Raw genomic sequence first — 16,724 nt, forward strand, 5'->3', positions numbered from 1 at the left:
TTGTTACGAAAATTTCTCAAACTATTTTTTCAAGCTGAGGTAAACTAAACACAAAGTAGTTAAATTCAAAGGCTTCAACATGATTGAATACCCGATTGATCAACTCCCACAGCTTATTGATGAGCTTTTACAATGTGATACCACAGAGCGTAAAAATAAGCTGTTAGCTGACGCCAAAGAAATACTTTCGACAGAACATTTATCGTTATTATTTGAAGCCTTACCAAAAGATCAGCGTATAGATATTTGGCAGTTATTAGATGAAGACACCCAGCATGAAATATTCATTAATTTAGGCGCCGATAGCTGTCGTTGGTTATTACAAACACTCGATGAAGATGACGGTTTTAAATTACTTGATGAAGTAAGCGTTGCTGAGTTACTTGAACTTGAAGAAGTGATCCCTGAGCGCTTTGTTGAATACGCTCGCCGTCAACTTGATGAAGTACAAACCAAGCAATATGAATTAGCGCAGCAGTATCTGCCAGAGCAACTTGGTCACTGGCTTGATTTTGATTCACTTAAGGTTTCAGACAAACTAACGGTCGGTGGCGCACGAAAAATCCTGCAAAAAGGCTTACCGCAATATACCGAGGTTATTTATTTAGTGAGCCGCAAAGGCACGCTAATTGGTGAGGTATCGGTTAACACGTTATTTAAAGCTAAGGACTCAGACACCTTATTAAGTTTTGCTGATCACGATATAACTTCACTGCATGCCGACGATGATTTATACGAAGCAGCTGAAGTGGTGATCCACAGTGAAAAAATGGCAATGCCCGTTGTCAATGTCGATAATAAGTTACTGGGGCGATTAAAAGTTACCTCAGCTTACGAATTACGCCAAGAGGTCACCGATGAAGCAGCGGCAAAAGCGGGTGGTTTACGTGAAGACGAAGATCTATTTGCCAGCGTACGAAAAAGTGCGAAGAACCGTGGTATTTGGTTAGGCATTAATTTAGCAACCGCATTTTTAGCATCCTGGTTTATTGGCTTATTTGGCGCAACCATTGAGCAAGTGGTTGCATTGGCAGTATTAATGCCGGTAGTTGCGTCAATGGGCGGTATAGCAGGGAGCCAAACGTTAACCGTAATCGTGCGCGGTTTAGCGCTTGGTCAGGTGACTGACTCAAACCGTAAGGCGCTACTTAAAAAAGAGCTTAGGGTAGGTGCCGTAAATGGCTGTGTGTGGGCTATGGTAATTGGTGTGCTCACCTATTTTTGGTTTAGTGATGTAATGCTCAGTATTACCATTACAGTGGCTATTTTGCTTAATTTAATTGCAGCCTCTTTGTCTGGCGTGGTGATCCCTTCTATTTTAGATAAAATGAAAATCGATCCCGCACTGTCAGGTTCAGTAATCTTGACAACAGTGACCGATATCGTTGGCTTTGTCACTTTCTTAGGGTTAGGTAGTTTATTACTACTTTAGTATTTTAGTTTAGGAAGTATGATAGCTTTTACAGGCATTTTATTAATTTCAGTTTTATTTCTGTTGTATGAACTTTTAGTGAAGAACTGGTTGGCGCGTATCATCTGGTTCTTTTTTATCATAAAGTACAGCTCTCGCAATAGCGAGTTACATAATTAAAAAGGAAATACTCAATGTCAAAGAAACCAGCTAAAGCAATCAGTAAAGAAGTAAAATCGATTAAAAAAGAAATCAGCGCTCGTAAAGATAAAGTCGCAAAACAAAAATCCAAAATAGGTAAGCTTAAAAAAGCGCTGAAAAAAGCAGCTTAATTTAGCATACGAAAATATTGCTGTGTGATCAGTTATTCTGCACTATCAGTAAAGGTTATAATTATACTTTTCAAATGCTTAGGCAATTATAAAATACTTTTGTAATTGCCAAGCCAGTTTTTTACCTCCACTCCTAGCACGCCATGATCTGCTAGCGCACAATATTTGTTAATAATTTTATGCAAATATGTTTTAATCTATGTATATACTTTACAGCATTAAGCGTTTGCTTAAACTTTATGATAAAAAATCACTTAATAATCGCTATTTTTATCTGTATTTTTTCTACGCTAACTAATGCGTCTGAACACTTTAGTGATCACGAACAATTCTGCTTACAACAGCCAGAGAAAGACTGCTTAGTTTATATTAATGAACGTATAGAGCAATCAGAGCTACATTCAACTCGGTGGTATAAAGCCAAGTCTTACTTATTTGATTATTACTACGATAAAAATGATTATGAAACCTTAAAAATCATTGTTGAACCATTCGCAGAACGAGATGATTTACCTGAAGTATTTAAAGTCCAAGCTTATTTTTACTATGCCAAAGCTTTGCATTTTTATCACGATGATGAGCGCGCAAAAATCTATGCAAATAAGGCATTTACAGATATAAAGTTGATGTACGATGCGTTTGCAGATCCAATGCGAATGCTCGAGTTAGCTAATTTGCAGTATGTTTTTGGTAATAAGGAATCCGCTTTTCAGATGCTGCTCAAAACCGAACGAAAGTTTGGCAAGAGTAAAGATCCAATTTTTAATTTTGAGTTACAGTCTAATAAAGCAAATATTTATCACGCTTATGGCGATTTAGAAAATGCCAGAGAGAGCAGAAAAAAAGCGCTTGATTGGATACTACCAACCCAGCATCAAGGCAAAATTATTGTGGCACAGGGGAATTTAGCGCGCACATATCAATTGCTCGGACAGTATGACCTTGCTATTAAGTACTATGTAGATTCGTTGAGTTATATGGTAGAAGGTAGTGATGATATTGCAAAAGCTGCGCATACATTAAGGTTGGCAGAAATATGCTGGCAAGCAAAAGATAATCAGCAGGCTACTAAGTGGTTTAAAACAGTTAAAGAGAGTGATTTAAATCGTAACCATAAAATAGTCTATAAGCAATTAGCTACAGCCTTAACTTTGTAGCGATTGTAACTATACATCCCCGATAAGACGGCCCATATTTATATGGGCCGTAGTTACTTGTTTAATTAAAAGTTAAACGTTACATTCGCATAAACAAAGCGGCCATCTAAACTATATGGCGTGAACCCGCTGTAAGTGAAAATTTGGTTGAAATCACTATAACCAATATTACTTACCGTATCTTGCGGGTACTGATCAAATAGATTGTTAGCACCTAAAGCAAGTTTCCATTGCTCGGTTGGGCGATACGCCACTTCAATATCAGTGAGCCATTTCGCCTTAAGAAGCTCATCGCCCTCAGCACTACTTGAGGTATCAACTACTTCACCATAGCGAGTTGCACGAAGCGTGGCCTGTATATTTTCATAATCCCATGTTGCAGACAGGTTCCATTTATCTGCTGGTGTGCCTTTTTCGAATCGAGAAATTTCACGTCGTGCAAAGTATTGATATCCATCACCTAACGCTTCGAGTTCTGGTGGATTGTCTTTCACATGAGTAACTTCTGTATCGTTAAAGTTTACAGCGGCACTTAAGCGTAAGTCACCATAATCAGCTAAACCGAGTAAATAGGTGGCAACAATATCAACCCCTTGAGTACGCGAATCGATAGCGTTGGTAAAGTAGCGCACACTTTGGGTATTAAGCTCAGCGGCTTGTTGTAAAATAGCTTCAACAGCAGGGCCTTCTAAGTTTTCAGAAAGCACAATGCGATCATCAATATCGATACGATAAGCATCAAGCGTGAAGCTAAAATTACCTTCTGTGAAGATAAAACCAGCGGTCATATTGACAGACTCTTCAGCGTCTAAATCTTTTGCGCCAAGCGCTTTGGCAGCAGCCTCACTACTTGGAAATAATCCGACTTCTCTAGGTACGCCATTTTCAAATACAGTGCTGACTGATTTATAAGATGTTTGTGCAAGAGACGGTGCTCTAAAACCACTACTGATAGCACCACGTAACGATAATGAAGGAGTAATGCTATAGCGGCTGGCAAGTTTCGCTGTAAAAGTACTGCCAAAATCACTATAGTCTTCAAATCGACCTGCTAGCACAGCATTCCAATTTTCAGTGAGGTAGGTATCAAATTCAGCAAATAGGGCAATGTTATGGCGGCTTTTATCAGTTGCACTATCGGGTGAAAAACCTGATAAAACTTGTGCACCACCGGCGGCAACAGGTACGCCTTGTGCATCAAGTACCGTTAAATACGAAGCTTGTTCACCGGCTTTGATTTGGTAGTTTTCATGGCGATATTCAGTACCAATGGTAACAAACACGTCATCAGGCAAGCCTAAGTCAAAGCTATTGCTGGCATCCATGTTAACAAGGAATTGTTCATACACTAATGCGCCATTATCAAACTCTGTCGGACTGTTAGCACCCATAGAGGTATTGATACTATTGCTAACACCTAATGCAAAATCATTGCGACCATAATTAGTGCTGATATCCCATGTCCAATCATTACTAACCCCATTTAAACCGATAGCAAACGAATAGTCGTCAACATCAGTGTCAATGTTTGGTAAAAACCCATCAGGATAAACGCTTGGCACATTACGGTTGTCTTTGGCACGGCGATAGAAACCGCCTGAGTTACCTTTACGATTTGAATAGCTGGCAAAAGAGTAAAGTGATAAGTCATCACTAAAGTCGTAGCCAAGATTATAAAATAGCGCGATATCTTCAACATCGGCTTTACCAAAGCGGTGGTTATAACGGTCAAACGTCAGCTCTTTTGGATCAAGCGCGCCGTTTTCATCACGATTATATTGTTCTCGCTCATCAATACCTGAGCGGTTAGTTGGCTCGTTGTTACGGGTTTCAATTGAGATATTGATAAAGCCATTCTCGCTAAGCGAAAAGCCCGCATTGGCACTTGCAGTTCGGGTAATACCATCGTTAACGCGGCGGTCATCACCTTTAACAAAACCAAGCTTACCTTGCGAGTCGATGATTGTTTCTTTTAACTGTGCAGAGCCTGCCATTTGCGAATCATATTGACCATAAGTGTAGCTTACACTACCGCCTTCATCGGCATCTTTGAGCACAATATTGATCACACCGGCGATGGCATCTGAGCCATATTGCGCAGCTGCACCATCACGCAGTACTTCAACGCGTTTAATCGCAGAGGTTGGAATATTATTTAAATCAACAGCCGTAGAGCCACGGCCAACTGTGCCACCTAAATTTAATAAAGCACCAGAGTGACGGCGTTTACCATTGACAAGTACTAAGGTGTGATCAGGAGCTAGGCCTCGTAATACTGCTGGTTTTGCATGGTCTGTACCATCAGCGAGGGTTGCACTTGGGTAGTTAAAGCTAGGTAATTGAGCCGCAAGCACTTGGCTTATTTCAAGCTGGCCTGTGGTTGCCAGATCACGACTGGTTAGCAAGTCTACAGGAACTGTACTTTCCGACAGGCTGCGTAAACTACGACGTGTGCCGGTAACCGAAATAACTTCAATATCTTGTGCTGTTGTGTCAGCTGTTTGCTCAACAGCGATTGCAGTCGCTGAGGTTGCCAATGTACTTGCAATAGCAAGTTGTAAAGGTAACTTGTTAAATAGTTTCATTGTTGATCCCGAGTTGTTGTCATACGCCATCTAGTTTATATAGCGTATTGGGAACAAACAAATAACATTAAAATATAGTATATGTGTAACTAATGCATTTCGTTAAAATAAATAAAATCTTGTTAATGTTGTGTTTATGAGCTGATGCTGATTTTATTTCTGCCGTCAGATTTTGCTCTATATAAAGCAGTATCAGCAGCACATATTAGTGCTTCGCAGGTACGGTATTGATTATCAAGTTCACAGGCTATACCTTGGCTCACACTTACTTTAACTTCTGGCGGCAGGCCTATATCAGTAAACGTCATCGCATTTATTTGTTGTTGAATATGTCTGGCAACAACAGCGGCGCTATCGCGGTTGCAGCGTGGCAGAATAACAGCAAATTCTTCACCGCCATAGCGAGCGGCTAAACAATCTCTTGATGGTATACATTGCAAAATAATCTTGGCTATTTTTTGTAAGCACTTATCGCCTTTAATATGGCCATAGGTATCGTTGAATCTCTTAAAATGATCGACATCAATTAATATACTAGTTAATGGCTGGTGGCTTTGAATACTTTCTTGCCAGTATTGTTTTAATGATTCATCGAGCGTGAAGCGATTAGCAAGCCCAGTTAAATGATCTATTGAAGCTTGTACTTTTAATTTGTTATATATTGCTTTGTGAATACTTAAATCATGTAATATGCAAACATAAAGTTTTTGCGCTGACGCAATGCTCGAAGGCATATTAGAAATAGATAAGTCGGCCTCAATTATATTGCCATCCGTTTTGTTTATTTTTACTTCATTAGGACCAAAGTTAAGGCGAGTATCTTTTATATCTAACCAGTTTAGTAACGTATACATGTATTTATCGCGGTCAGTTTCATGTAAAAACTGTAGTAGGCTTTGACCAATCAATGATTGCTGGGAGTCGCCTAAAAACTGTGCCGCCATTGGGTTTGCAAACTCAAACGTACCTTGCTCATCGATGATAAAAATACCTTCACTGATGCCGTTGAATAATTCAATTAAAGAACCAAACTGTAAGTGAGAAAGACAGGCTGAAAGGGTTTTGCCAATAGTAGCTGATTGCTTATTTGCGTTAAGTGTTTGGTTATTATTTGTTTGGTTAGACACGTTTAATCCTTTACGTTTTGCTATACGTTTTTGGTGTCTATAAATTTACTTAAAAAAGTGCAAATAAACCTTCTGGTAACCTTCTGGTTTTAAATTTTTGATTTTTAATAATAAAATTAAAATACGCAGGTGAGGTAACGCCTGCGAAGCAAGAGAAAGAAAGGGATAGGTTGCAGTAATTAAATTTCTTCTTTGTTTATAACCTGAGGGTCGCTACTGCTGTAAGAGGTGCCATTACATTCCACATTAAAAATGATTGATGCTGTACCGCTGGTTTCATCGGTATCTGTAATGGTAATAGACTTACCGTTATTATTAACTACGTAAAGGAAGTCATCAGCACAGTTGCCAGTGATTGTTGCGCTGCTAAATAAGAAGCCTTTATTAAATGTGTCTTGTTTTAAAGTGTAAATAGCAGCAGTTTTGGTTCTTACCTCACCTCCACCTGAGACTTGGTCATCTCCTATATAGTATGTAAAATTTGCTTTGTTATCTACAAGCTCGATTTCTACTGAAAAGTTAACAACTTGTTGGTTGTTATTCATGTTATTTCCTCTATCATTTTTGTTATAGGCTAAAGTCATCAATACCTAACTGTATTAGGTTTTCTTTTAATTCTTTCGCTTTATTTTTTCTATTTGAGCAGCTATATGCTTGAACCAAAGGGTACGTTGTTTTTATACTTTTATTTTCTCGGAATGAAATTATTTTAATTGCTTTTTCACAAAATAAGCTTCGGTCATCATTATTTGTTGCAAGTTTAGCTTTAATTAAATATATCCTTGCTAAAACTAAGGAGTTTGCTGTTTGCCATAGTTTTCCTATTTGTACTTTGTAATCATTGTTGTTTTCAAGTTTAATTAGTAGTTCATTTGCTTTGGAATTTATACCTATGTTGATGTAGTAATGAATAATACTGATAAATATATTAATAGTTTCAGTATCATTTAAATCCTGCTCTTTTAAAAAGTTTAATATTTCTTTTATGTTATCGTTAAGATCTTGCTCGTTCGATAACATCAATTTATAAGATAAAGAACGGTAATATATTTTCTGGAATTTATTATTATTTGGATCTTGAAGAAGAGCATTACTTATACTGTCATTTGCTAGCTTAGCTTTTTCATAAGAGCGCTGCTTATCCGAGAAATAACTTAGTAGGAAACTTTGTTGCATATAAATATAAGTAAGATTGCTTAATACGCTGGCATCATTGGGATATTGTGCCAAAATATTATTCAACTCATTAGATGCATTTTCTAACATTGTTAATGCCGTATTAAAATTACCCAAATTTTCTTCTGTACTGGCAAGCCAGCTAATTGTATCTGTTTTATCACGTAATAAGTTTTTATTGTTGGGTTTAAGCTCGAGTGCTTTGTTTTTAAGATTTAGCGACTCTGTGAAGCTTTGTTTTGCAGCAGCATAGTTAAATTGTTTTAAATATAACGAGCCGAGAGAGTTATGTGAATAAGACAACTCCATAATGGAGTTAAAATCATTGGGTGCTAGGGAGTACATTGTTTCACTATAGGCTTGGTATTTTTTAAACATTGGCTCTGTGGCAGCGTAATCACTTTTATCATAATGAAGTTGCCCTAACCAAAAGGCATTGGCACCCGCAAGCGTAAGTAACTCTAAGTTGCTAGGTTGGGTTTTTAATAATCCCTCAAGTCGGGTGCGGGCGCTCTCAAACGCGGTAAATGCTTCGTCGGTTTTACCGCGGGAATAGGCCACTTCCCCCATTGCCTCAAGGGTTTGTGCATATTGAAAGCGGTTGTTAAATTCGGTTTTTTGGTCTGTAAAGCGAAAGAGAGAGTTGTCCTCATCAGCCTGATTAGTAAAATACTCCAGCGCTTTATTGCTAATGCCATCGAGCAAATCCATACGTTTAACGCTACGCAGTTTATCGGCAAATTCACCCACCATAAAACCAAGTAGGCTTTCGGCTTCTAAGCGTTTTTGCTGCGCGACTTGCTCGGCGTGGTAGCTGCGTACGCTCATAAAGGTGGCTATAAAACTGAGTAAAATAAGTGCAACCGCGGTGGCTTGTAACACTCTTTTTTTACGTTTTGCCCTGCGGTTTGATGCTTTAATTAAACTCAGTTCAGCAACACTGAGGCTAAACATCGGGTTATTTATAAGGCTTTGTGCTTCTTGTAACGGCTTGCCCTGCGCTAATAAAAAGTCGGCATGTTTTTGCTCGTTTAACCAACGCTCGGTGGCGATTTGTAAGCGACTTTTAATGGCTAAGCTTTGTTGGTGTTGGTTTATCCAGTCTATGGCGCGTTGCCACTGACGTAGTAGTGCTTCGTGTGCCAAACTAAAACAGGCTTGCTCGTTTTTAAGGTGCGACACAAATAAGCGGCTATCGACCATCGCTTGTGCAAGTTGTGTTTGTGCAGGGGTGGTGAGTTCATCCCAACGGGCTGCGCGGCTGGTGAGGGTTTCGCCATCAGCGTGCAGGGTAATTAGTTTTGATAATACCAAGCTCAGCTGGGCTTGTTGTTGCTTGGGCAGTTGTGTAAAAACGTGCTCAGCTTTTTGGCCAATCGCGCCTTCAATACCGCCCAATGCTTGGTATTCAGAGACTAATAGCTCATCGTTTTCGCTGCGCTGTAAGTACAGTTGTTGCAAAGTGTATTGCAGCATTGGCAGGGCGTCGGGGTTATTGGCTGTGTCGTTACAGAGCATTTCATCCAGTGGTGTTTGGTGCTCAGGGTCAAGCTGCCAACTAAGCCCTGCGGCTAAAGCTGGCAGGCGGATCATCTGTTTTAATTCAGAACGCGTTGGCGGTAGCAAGTCAAAATGCGCGCCATTGGCTTTACCAGCCATTAAACTGGGTTGATTAACCACTTGGGGGTAAAAGTCATTTCGACAGGCGCTAAATATAATAATGCAGTTACTGGTGGCCAGTAACTCTATAATTGTTAAAAACTGGCTGCGCTCTTGCTCGCTAAATACTGGCGACGACAGCAATACTTCAAGGCGGTCGATAAATAAAAATAAATACGGTTTTATATGGGTTGTTTGCCCTTGCTTTAAAGCCATTTGGCAACGCTCAATAACTTGCTCAGGCGTTGAGAGTAATAACTCACTGAGGGAGTCGGCACTGATATTTGTTAAAACTGGCGCATCGTTGATTTCTAAATCAAGTAAAGTAGAGGCTAGATCGAGAAATAGCCGACCTTTACTTACGTCTGCAAAGTCGAGCAAGCAGTATGACTCAATTCGAAAGCCATCAAAGCCTGCTTCACTCATTAGTGCTGGTAATACACCTGCATTGACCAGTGATGACTTACCTGAGCCACTTGAGCCGAGCAATAAGCAAAATGCGCGGCCATAATTAATTTGCGCAGATACCCGCTGTAATAGTGTGTTTATTTGCTTGCTGCGGCCAAAAAACACCGCGGCTTCATTGGGGGTGAACGCGCTTAACCCAACAAATGGCGAATCACCTTGCCACTTACTATGGCTGGCTTTTTGCTCATCATCAAGAGGGAGCTCTATTTTGGCGATAACGCGATAGCCGCGCTTGCGGATTGTCTCTATGTATTGCGGATCACTGGCTTTATCGTCAAATGCTTTACGCAATTGCGTGATGACTTTATGCAGGGGATTATCGCCCACTGCAACTGTGCGCCAACAGTGGTTAAGGATCTCTTCACTGCTAACTAACTCTCCTTGTTTTTCGCATAATAACAATAAAACATCCATCGCTTTGGGCTCAAGTTGTTTGATTTGCGCGCCTCGTATTAAACTATTGGTGGTAGCTGTTACTTGCCATTCGCCGACAAAGAAAACGGATTTACTCATGCAGGGCTCATCATTGTTATTGTTAAAATTGAGGTTACTTCAACAGGTTTTTTTATCCTACTGCAAGCAATAAGTTAATACAATATTCTGAGTCAAACGTTAAGAATCTTAATTAAACAGTTATAGTATAGGTTATGTCTAATCCACATTACTTTATGTAAAGCTTGCTTGACTTTGGCGTGTTCTTCAATAATACTTAGTCAAGTTTACTTGACTAAAAAGGTGAGAACATGAAACAACAAACAGGATTAACATTCAAACAACGTAACAAACTAAACACAGTTTATTTAGCAAAGTGGACTCTGGCATGGGTTTTAACTTTGGCGCTTGCGTCATTCGGGCCATTGTTGCTGTGGGGCGAGCAGAACACGCTACTTAGTATAGTGGCAATTATGGTCAATGTTTTCGCAGGTATTATGATGATTATGGCAAATAAACGCCATTTAGCTGGCTTAGATGAATTGCAGCAACGGTTACATTTAAATGCGATGGCGATTACCTTAGGAGGGAGTTTAGTATTTGGTTTAGCATACTCGGTATTACAAACGAGCGGGGTAATTTCGTTTCGACAAGGGATTTCCCATTTAGTGATGTTTATGGGGATAACTTATTTAGTGTCTGTCGTAGTGATGAATAAACAACTTGGCGCTGAGGACGAAGAATGAAAAACCGCCTTAAAGTATTGCGCGCGGAGCATGACCTTACTCAGGCAAAATTAGCAGATCTACTTGATGTATCAAGGCAAACGGTGAATGCTATCGAAAAAGGCAAGTTCGATCCTAGTTTACCATTAGCGTTTAAAGCAGCTCGTTTATTTAAATTAAAAATTGAAGATATCTTTCAAGATGAAGAGGTATAAATTCTACACTCTGCGTGCTTAAAGTACGCAGAGTGTAGTGCTGTTTATGGGGCAACTAGTTGCGGTTTTTGTTTACCCATTTGCAATGCACTCAGTAACCACATAATAAATCCACCAGCAAATAACACTGCGGCGACATAGCCGGTTTGATTAGGTTGCGCGCCTTGTGCAATTGCTAAGCCGCCAACCCAAGGACCAATTGCATTTGCAGTATTGAATGCGCATTGTACAAGTGCGCCAATCATTGCGTGCCCATGCGGAGATACATCCATCAACATAGTTTGAATAACTGTGCCAAGTCCGACACTAAAACCAATAAAAAATATAACCGCATAAAGTAACCAAATGTTATGGCTTGCCATTACATAAGTTGTAGCAAAAATGATTGCGCCAACAAGTGCTATACCGGTGGTTTTAAGGGGCGAATGATCCGCTGCCTTACCTAAAATATAGTTGCCCAGCGTACAACCAATACCGAACATAACCATCGCAATTGATATAGTGTAGGCTGGTGTGTGGGTGACCACTAAAATTGTATCGGCAATATAAGTATAAATGCAAAACACCCCGCCAAAGCCAACAATAATGATCCCTAAAATTGACCAAACCAGCTTATTTTTCAGTACGCTCAACTCGCTTAATAACGACGAAGGGGCTGAATTTTTTGTGTTTGGTATGAACTTTACAATTAGAATAAACGCAACAAGTGCCAGCACTGCGGTGCCCGCTAAACAATAACGCCAACTAAAATTTTGACCGACTAAAGTAACCATAGGCACGCCAACAATCGTTGCTATGGTAAGGCCCATAAATACTTTAGACATAAAGCTGGCGCGTTTATTGGCAGGTGCTATATCTGCGGCTAATAAAATGGCAACAGCAAAATAAGCTCCGTGGGGTAAACCACTTAAAAAGCGAAATAATATAAGCTGCTCTAACGAATTAGCAAATGCGCTTAAGCCGTTAAATATAAACATCATCGACACAAATAATAGCAAAGCATTACGCTTGCGCATATTTGCTGTGGTGATCATAAAAAACGGTGCACCGATCACTACGCCAATCGCATAGGCGCTAATGGTATAACCGCTTTGTGCTGGTGTTGAGGCAAATGTTTCGCTGAACAATGGCAGCATTGGCATCATCGAAAATTCCGATAATCCTAAAATAAAAGTACCCAGTGCAAGTACTAACAAAATAGCGGTAGTGCTTAGCGTATTGTTCACGACGCTAGGTTCAGGTGACATAGATAACCCTTGTAAAAAGACTGACGAAAAAATATGAATGATTTATTTAATAAAAAGCAGGAAACTGCAATTTTGAAGAACCAATTAAACCGCGATTGTATGATAAAAATAAGTCAGCGTATTACACGAAAAATGGCGTACTTAGATTTTTAAATATAACGTTAGATTCAAGCGTTCTTACTTTAATAGGAACGTTCCAGTTTTAATGGGTAGATTTTACATTTAAGCTGCCAGTATTACCAGTGTTCTGTTTTAAAGTACGTGCATAAATGATCGATGAGTGCCCGAATAGCTGGAGATAAATGCTTACGGGAACTATACAAAGCATAAATGTTTAGTGCATCAGGATGCCAATCAGGCAAAATGTGCACAAGCTCGTTACGTGCTATATAGTCATTAGCTAAATAGGTTGGCAACACCGCAATACCTAAGCCATTAATCGCGGCACTTAATAAGGTAGTTGCTTCATTAGCGCAAAGGCGACTGGTTACGTTAATAGAAGCAAGTTGCTGGGGCATTTTTAAATGCAAGACATGATTAGCAAAATGTTTATGTGCCAAATAGGTATGCTCAGATAAGTCACTAGGTTGAGTTATTTGCGCGTGCTTAGCAAGGTAGTCAGCTGATGCAACAATCGCAGAGTGACAAATACCAATAGGTTTGCCGATCAATGATGGGTCTGGGTTTGCAGCAATTCTAATTGCTAAGTCTATTTGTTTTTGCGCCAAATTGGTTGCTGAGTCATTTAATTCTAGTTCAATATTCACTAATGGGTGTTGTTGTAAAAATGGTTTTAATGCGGGCATTAATTGTGACTGACTAAACGACATACTCGTGGCAATGCGAATACTGCCAGTCAGCGCTGCATCAGGAGTTGCGTGTAAAACTAGTTGTTCACTTTGCTGATACCAGTTTTCAATATTTTCAAGACATGCTTTACCAGCACTAGTTAAGGCAACTTTACGGGTAGTGCGATGCAGTAGCCTTGTTTGTAGCCAGTTTTCCATTGTTTCGATGCTGCGACTTACCATTGCTCGTGACATGTTTAGGCGCTCAGCGGATGCTGTAAAACTACCTGAGTGAGCAACATCCAAAAATACTTTTGCGGCAGTGACTCTATCCATTAATTAGATCGTTTTTTGAAATAATGATGTTTATTGTTGTGCGTTTATTTGAGTTAATCAATTCTTTATTATTCACCTAACAGTATTTATTTTAGGTATCTTAAATGAAGGTTTTAGTAAAGTCGCTATCTGTTTCATTGTTAATGCTGGCTGCAAGTACGCAGGCTAAGTCGCAATTAACGGTGGATGTTTATAACGCTGATAGTAATAGTTTTACGGTTAACTCAAGTATCGTCTACGGTGATAAGCAAGCTATTGTGGTCGATAGTGGCTTTACGAATGCGGATGCACTGCGAATTGCAGCTAAAGTGTATGATTCAGGTAAAGAGTTAACCACCATTTTTATTAGCCAAGCAGATCCTGATTATTACTTTGGTGCGCAGTTGTTACAGCAACTATTCCCCAATGCAAAGTTAATAACTCCCGAGGCTGTGGCGCAAGTAATTGCAAAAAATCGTCTTAATAAAATCGCATTTTGGGGGCCTAAAATGGGCAGCAATGCGCCAGCAAACCCCATTGTTCCAACAAGTTACTCACTACAAACATTGCAGCTTGAAGGGCATGAAATTCAGATCAGAATGCAAGCTGGGGTGTTAGCGCATCGTCCTTATTTATGGATCCCTGCAAATAAAACAATTTTAGGTAATGTAGCCGTTTCAGCTGGGCACCATGTATGGATGGCTGATACGCAAAGTCAGCAAAGTATTGATGCGTGGCTAAAACAGCTCAATGAAATGAAAGCGCTTGAACCAGCAATGGTGATCCCTGGGCATATGGAAGCAGGCTCTGCATTAGATGCTAGCGCCATTGATTTTACCTTTAACTATATAACTGCGTTTGTGAAAGCAAAACAGCACAGTCACAATAGCCAAGAGTTAATCGCCAAAATGGTTACGCTTTATCCCGAATTTACTGATACCAGTAGTTTAGAATTAGGCGCTAAAGTGCATATGGGTGAAATGATCTGGTAAGGTGTTTACTTATCTAGTTACGATATTCTCAGCACTGAGTTTATAGCATTATAGGTGCGACAATTTGTCACGTGTTCAGGCAACGTCGCACACTATATACTTTGTTCATCTTAAACCTGCTGTAATTAAAGAATAAAATGAGCAACCACAATCCACTTATCAATTCACGTTATGCACTTTCTCCGTTAGCACTTTGCATAGCGAGTTTAGTTTCTCCTTACGTTCTTGCTGATGATTCAATTGAAGTGATTGAGGTACAAGGCCAAAACGTTAACAGCCATGCAAATTTAGGTTCTGCAGAACAGCTTTTAACTGAGTTGGGGGTGGATTTCTCTGCGGCAGGTGGCGTTTCTAGTTTACCTATATTAAATGGCATGATGGGCGATAGAGTTAAAGTACTGGTCGATGGCGCAGATATTACTGCGGCCTGTGGCAATCAGATGAACCCACCATTATCTTATATTTCGGCTAATCAGCTATCGTCTTATCAAGTGATTGCAGGTATTTCGCCAGTAAGCGCTGGTGGCGATAACATTGCCGGCGTTATTGTAGTAAACACCATTGCTGCGCAATATGGTGAGAGTGATACGTTAGCGTGGCATTCAGGTTATGTGTCGGCGCAGTATCGCAGTGTAAATAATGCGCAAGCGGTAGGTGTTGGCGCACGACTTGCCAGTGGCAGCTTGAGTTTAAATTATCAAGGTGCCTTTGAAGACGCTGATAGTTATGACGATGGTAATGGTGATTTAGTATTAGATACTCTATATCGTGTGCAAAATCATGCATTAACTGCAGCGCTGCGAGATGAAAAACAACAGCTAGTGGTTAAATTAACGCATCAAAAAATACCCTTTCAGGGCTTTGCTAATCAATATATGGATATGACGGATAACACCAGTTATGGCATAGTCACTCAGTATAAACGCCAGCTTGAAAGTGGTGAGTTTCGAGCGCAAATAAACTTTAATGATGTAAAGCACGAAATGGGTTTTTTCAGCGCTGAAAAAACCGGCATGATGCCGATGAATACCGACGCGCAAGATATCAGTTATCAACTTAATTGGCGTTTAGACTTTGATGCTGACACTGTATTACTGCTCGGCCAAGAATACTATGGTTACCGCATTGATGATTGGTGGCCTGCGATTGAAGGCTCAATGATGATGGGGCCTAACGACTATGTAAATATTAATGACGGTGAACGCGACCGCTACACCGGTTTTGCTGAGCTGCAAAAGCAGCTAAATAACAAGTGGTGGGTCTCTGCTGGTACGCGTATTGAATATGTGCAAACGGATACCGGTGAAGTGCAGCCATATTCAGACATGGGTGATGGCATGAATGGAATGTCAGGTATGGGAAGTATGCCAGCAATGAATATGGCAGATCCAAATAAAGATGCTGCAAAAGAGTTTAATGCCATTGATCGCGCGCGCAGTGACACGCTTGTGGATGCCAGCCTATTATTACGCTACCAAATTACTAATGAAGATGAACTACAATTTGGCTTAGCACGTAAAAATCGTGCGCCTAATTTATATGAACGTTATAGCTGGGGTGTCAGCACAATGTCGACCAGTATGATTGGTTGGTTTGGTGATGGTAATGGTTATATTGGTAACCCAGACTTAGTAGCCGAAACCGCGCATACCATCAGCACCAGTTACACTAAATCGGCAAAAGATGGACAGTGGCAAATAACAGCTAACGCTTGGTATACCCAAGTAAATGATTATATTGATGTTACTGTTGTTGGCAGTACTAACCGCACAGATAAGGTATTAACTGAGCGTAATACCCTGCAATTTACCAATTTAGACGCCACACTTTATGGCACTAAGCTTGAAGGTATTATCCGTGTTGTTGATAGTAAAAATGCAGGCACATGGGATTTAACCGCCGCGCTTACTAGCACCCATGGCGAGCGTGATGACAGTGATGAGCCGTTATATCAAATAATGCCACTGCACAGCAAAATAGCCCTTGAGCAACAACTCGGTAAATGGCAAAACTCATTAAGCTGGCAGTGGGTAGATAGTAAAACGCGTGTAGATCCGCGTCGTATTGAAAATCTAACAGCCAACTATAGCTTAGT

At 40.1% G+C, this 16,724-nt stretch carries 13 protein-coding genes; 7 read left to right on the forward strand and 6 right to left on the reverse strand.

Annotated elements, in window-relative coordinates:
- The first annotated feature begins 79 nt into the window (after positions 1–79).
- The 3 genes from H5162_RS11500 to H5162_RS11510 all read left to right on the forward strand — a co-directional run bounded on the left by H5162_RS11500 (position 80) and on the right by H5162_RS11510 (position 2,900).
- Positions 80–1,432 (forward strand): magnesium transporter, encoded by a 1,353-nt coding sequence (locus H5162_RS11500; protein WP_182732439.1) that lies wholly within the window; start codon positions 80–82, stop codon positions 1,430–1,432.
- 173 nt (positions 1,433–1,605) lie between these two features.
- Positions 1,606–1,743 (forward strand): hypothetical protein, encoded by a 138-nt coding sequence (locus H5162_RS11505; protein WP_182732438.1) that lies wholly within the window; start codon positions 1,606–1,608, stop codon positions 1,741–1,743.
- Positions 1,744–1,982: 239 nt separating this feature from the next.
- A complete protein-coding gene (locus H5162_RS11510) occupies positions 1,983–2,900 on the forward strand; it encodes a tetratricopeptide repeat protein (protein WP_182732437.1) in 918 nt (305 codons plus the stop codon).
- A 65-nt stretch (positions 2,901–2,965) separates the two neighbouring features.
- On the opposite strand, the gene H5162_RS11515 is transcribed toward H5162_RS11510, so the two are convergent.
- The 4 genes from H5162_RS11515 to H5162_RS11530 form a co-directional block, all read right to left on the reverse strand.
- Complete coding sequence (locus H5162_RS11515) at positions 2,966–5,515, reverse strand: TonB-dependent receptor plug domain-containing protein (protein WP_409076813.1); 2,550 nt, start codon at positions 5,513–5,515, stop codon at positions 2,966–2,968.
- A gap of 104 nt (positions 5,516–5,619) precedes the next feature.
- Entirely contained in the window at positions 5,620–6,612 is a 993-nt protein-coding gene (locus H5162_RS11520; RefSeq protein WP_182734459.1) for a sensor domain-containing diguanylate cyclase, read from the reverse strand.
- A 179-nt stretch (positions 6,613–6,791) separates the two neighbouring features.
- Complete coding sequence (locus H5162_RS11525; RefSeq protein WP_145237518.1) at positions 6,792–7,157, reverse strand: DP-EP family protein; 366 nt, start codon at positions 7,155–7,157, stop codon at positions 6,792–6,794.
- 22 nt (positions 7,158–7,179) lie between these two features.
- Positions 7,180–10,428: a winged helix-turn-helix domain-containing protein gene (locus H5162_RS11530; RefSeq protein ID WP_182778565.1), complete on the reverse strand. Its 3,249-nt coding sequence runs from the start codon at positions 10,426–10,428 to the stop codon at positions 7,180–7,182.
- Between the two features lie 230 nt (positions 10,429–10,658).
- Between H5162_RS11530 and H5162_RS11535 the strand changes: the two genes are divergently transcribed.
- Together H5162_RS11535 and H5162_RS11540 are read left to right on the forward strand one after the other, a co-directional pair.
- Positions 10,659–11,093 (forward strand): hypothetical protein, encoded by a 435-nt coding sequence (locus H5162_RS11535; protein ID WP_145237512.1) that lies wholly within the window; start codon positions 10,659–10,661, stop codon positions 11,091–11,093.
- Positions 11,090–11,287 (forward strand): helix-turn-helix transcriptional regulator, encoded by a 198-nt coding sequence (locus tag H5162_RS11540; protein WP_182778567.1) that lies wholly within the window; start codon positions 11,090–11,092, stop codon positions 11,285–11,287. The genes H5162_RS11535 and H5162_RS11540 overlap by 4 nt, the downstream gene beginning before the upstream one ends.
- Positions 11,288–11,331: 44 nt before the next feature.
- Here H5162_RS11540 and H5162_RS11545 read toward each other — a convergent pair whose 3' ends face one another.
- Both H5162_RS11545 and H5162_RS11550 read right to left on the reverse strand, forming a co-directional pair.
- Complete coding sequence (locus H5162_RS11545) at positions 11,332–12,534, reverse strand: MFS transporter (RefSeq protein ID WP_182734456.1); 1,203 nt, start codon at positions 12,532–12,534, stop codon at positions 11,332–11,334.
- 236 nt (positions 12,535–12,770) lie between these two features.
- Positions 12,771–13,658 (reverse strand): LysR family transcriptional regulator, encoded by an 888-nt coding sequence (locus H5162_RS11550; RefSeq protein WP_182734455.1) that lies wholly within the window; start codon positions 13,656–13,658, stop codon positions 12,771–12,773.
- 104 nt (positions 13,659–13,762) lie between these two features.
- Here H5162_RS11550 and H5162_RS11555 point away from each other — a divergent pair, with 104 nt between their 5' ends.
- On the forward strand, positions 13,763–14,629 hold the full coding sequence (locus tag H5162_RS11555; RefSeq protein ID WP_182734454.1) for an MBL fold metallo-hydrolase: 867 nt from the start codon (positions 13,763–13,765) through the stop codon (positions 14,627–14,629).
- A gap of 137 nt (positions 14,630–14,766) precedes the next feature.
- Positions 14,767–16,724: TonB-dependent siderophore receptor (locus H5162_RS11560; RefSeq protein WP_182778569.1), on the forward strand; the 1,958-nt coding region annotated here is incomplete at its 3' end.

This window comes from Pseudoalteromonas sp. SR41-8, assembly GCF_014163915.1.
Lineage (GTDB): Bacteria > Pseudomonadota > Gammaproteobacteria > Enterobacterales > Alteromonadaceae > Pseudoalteromonas > Pseudoalteromonas rhizosphaerae.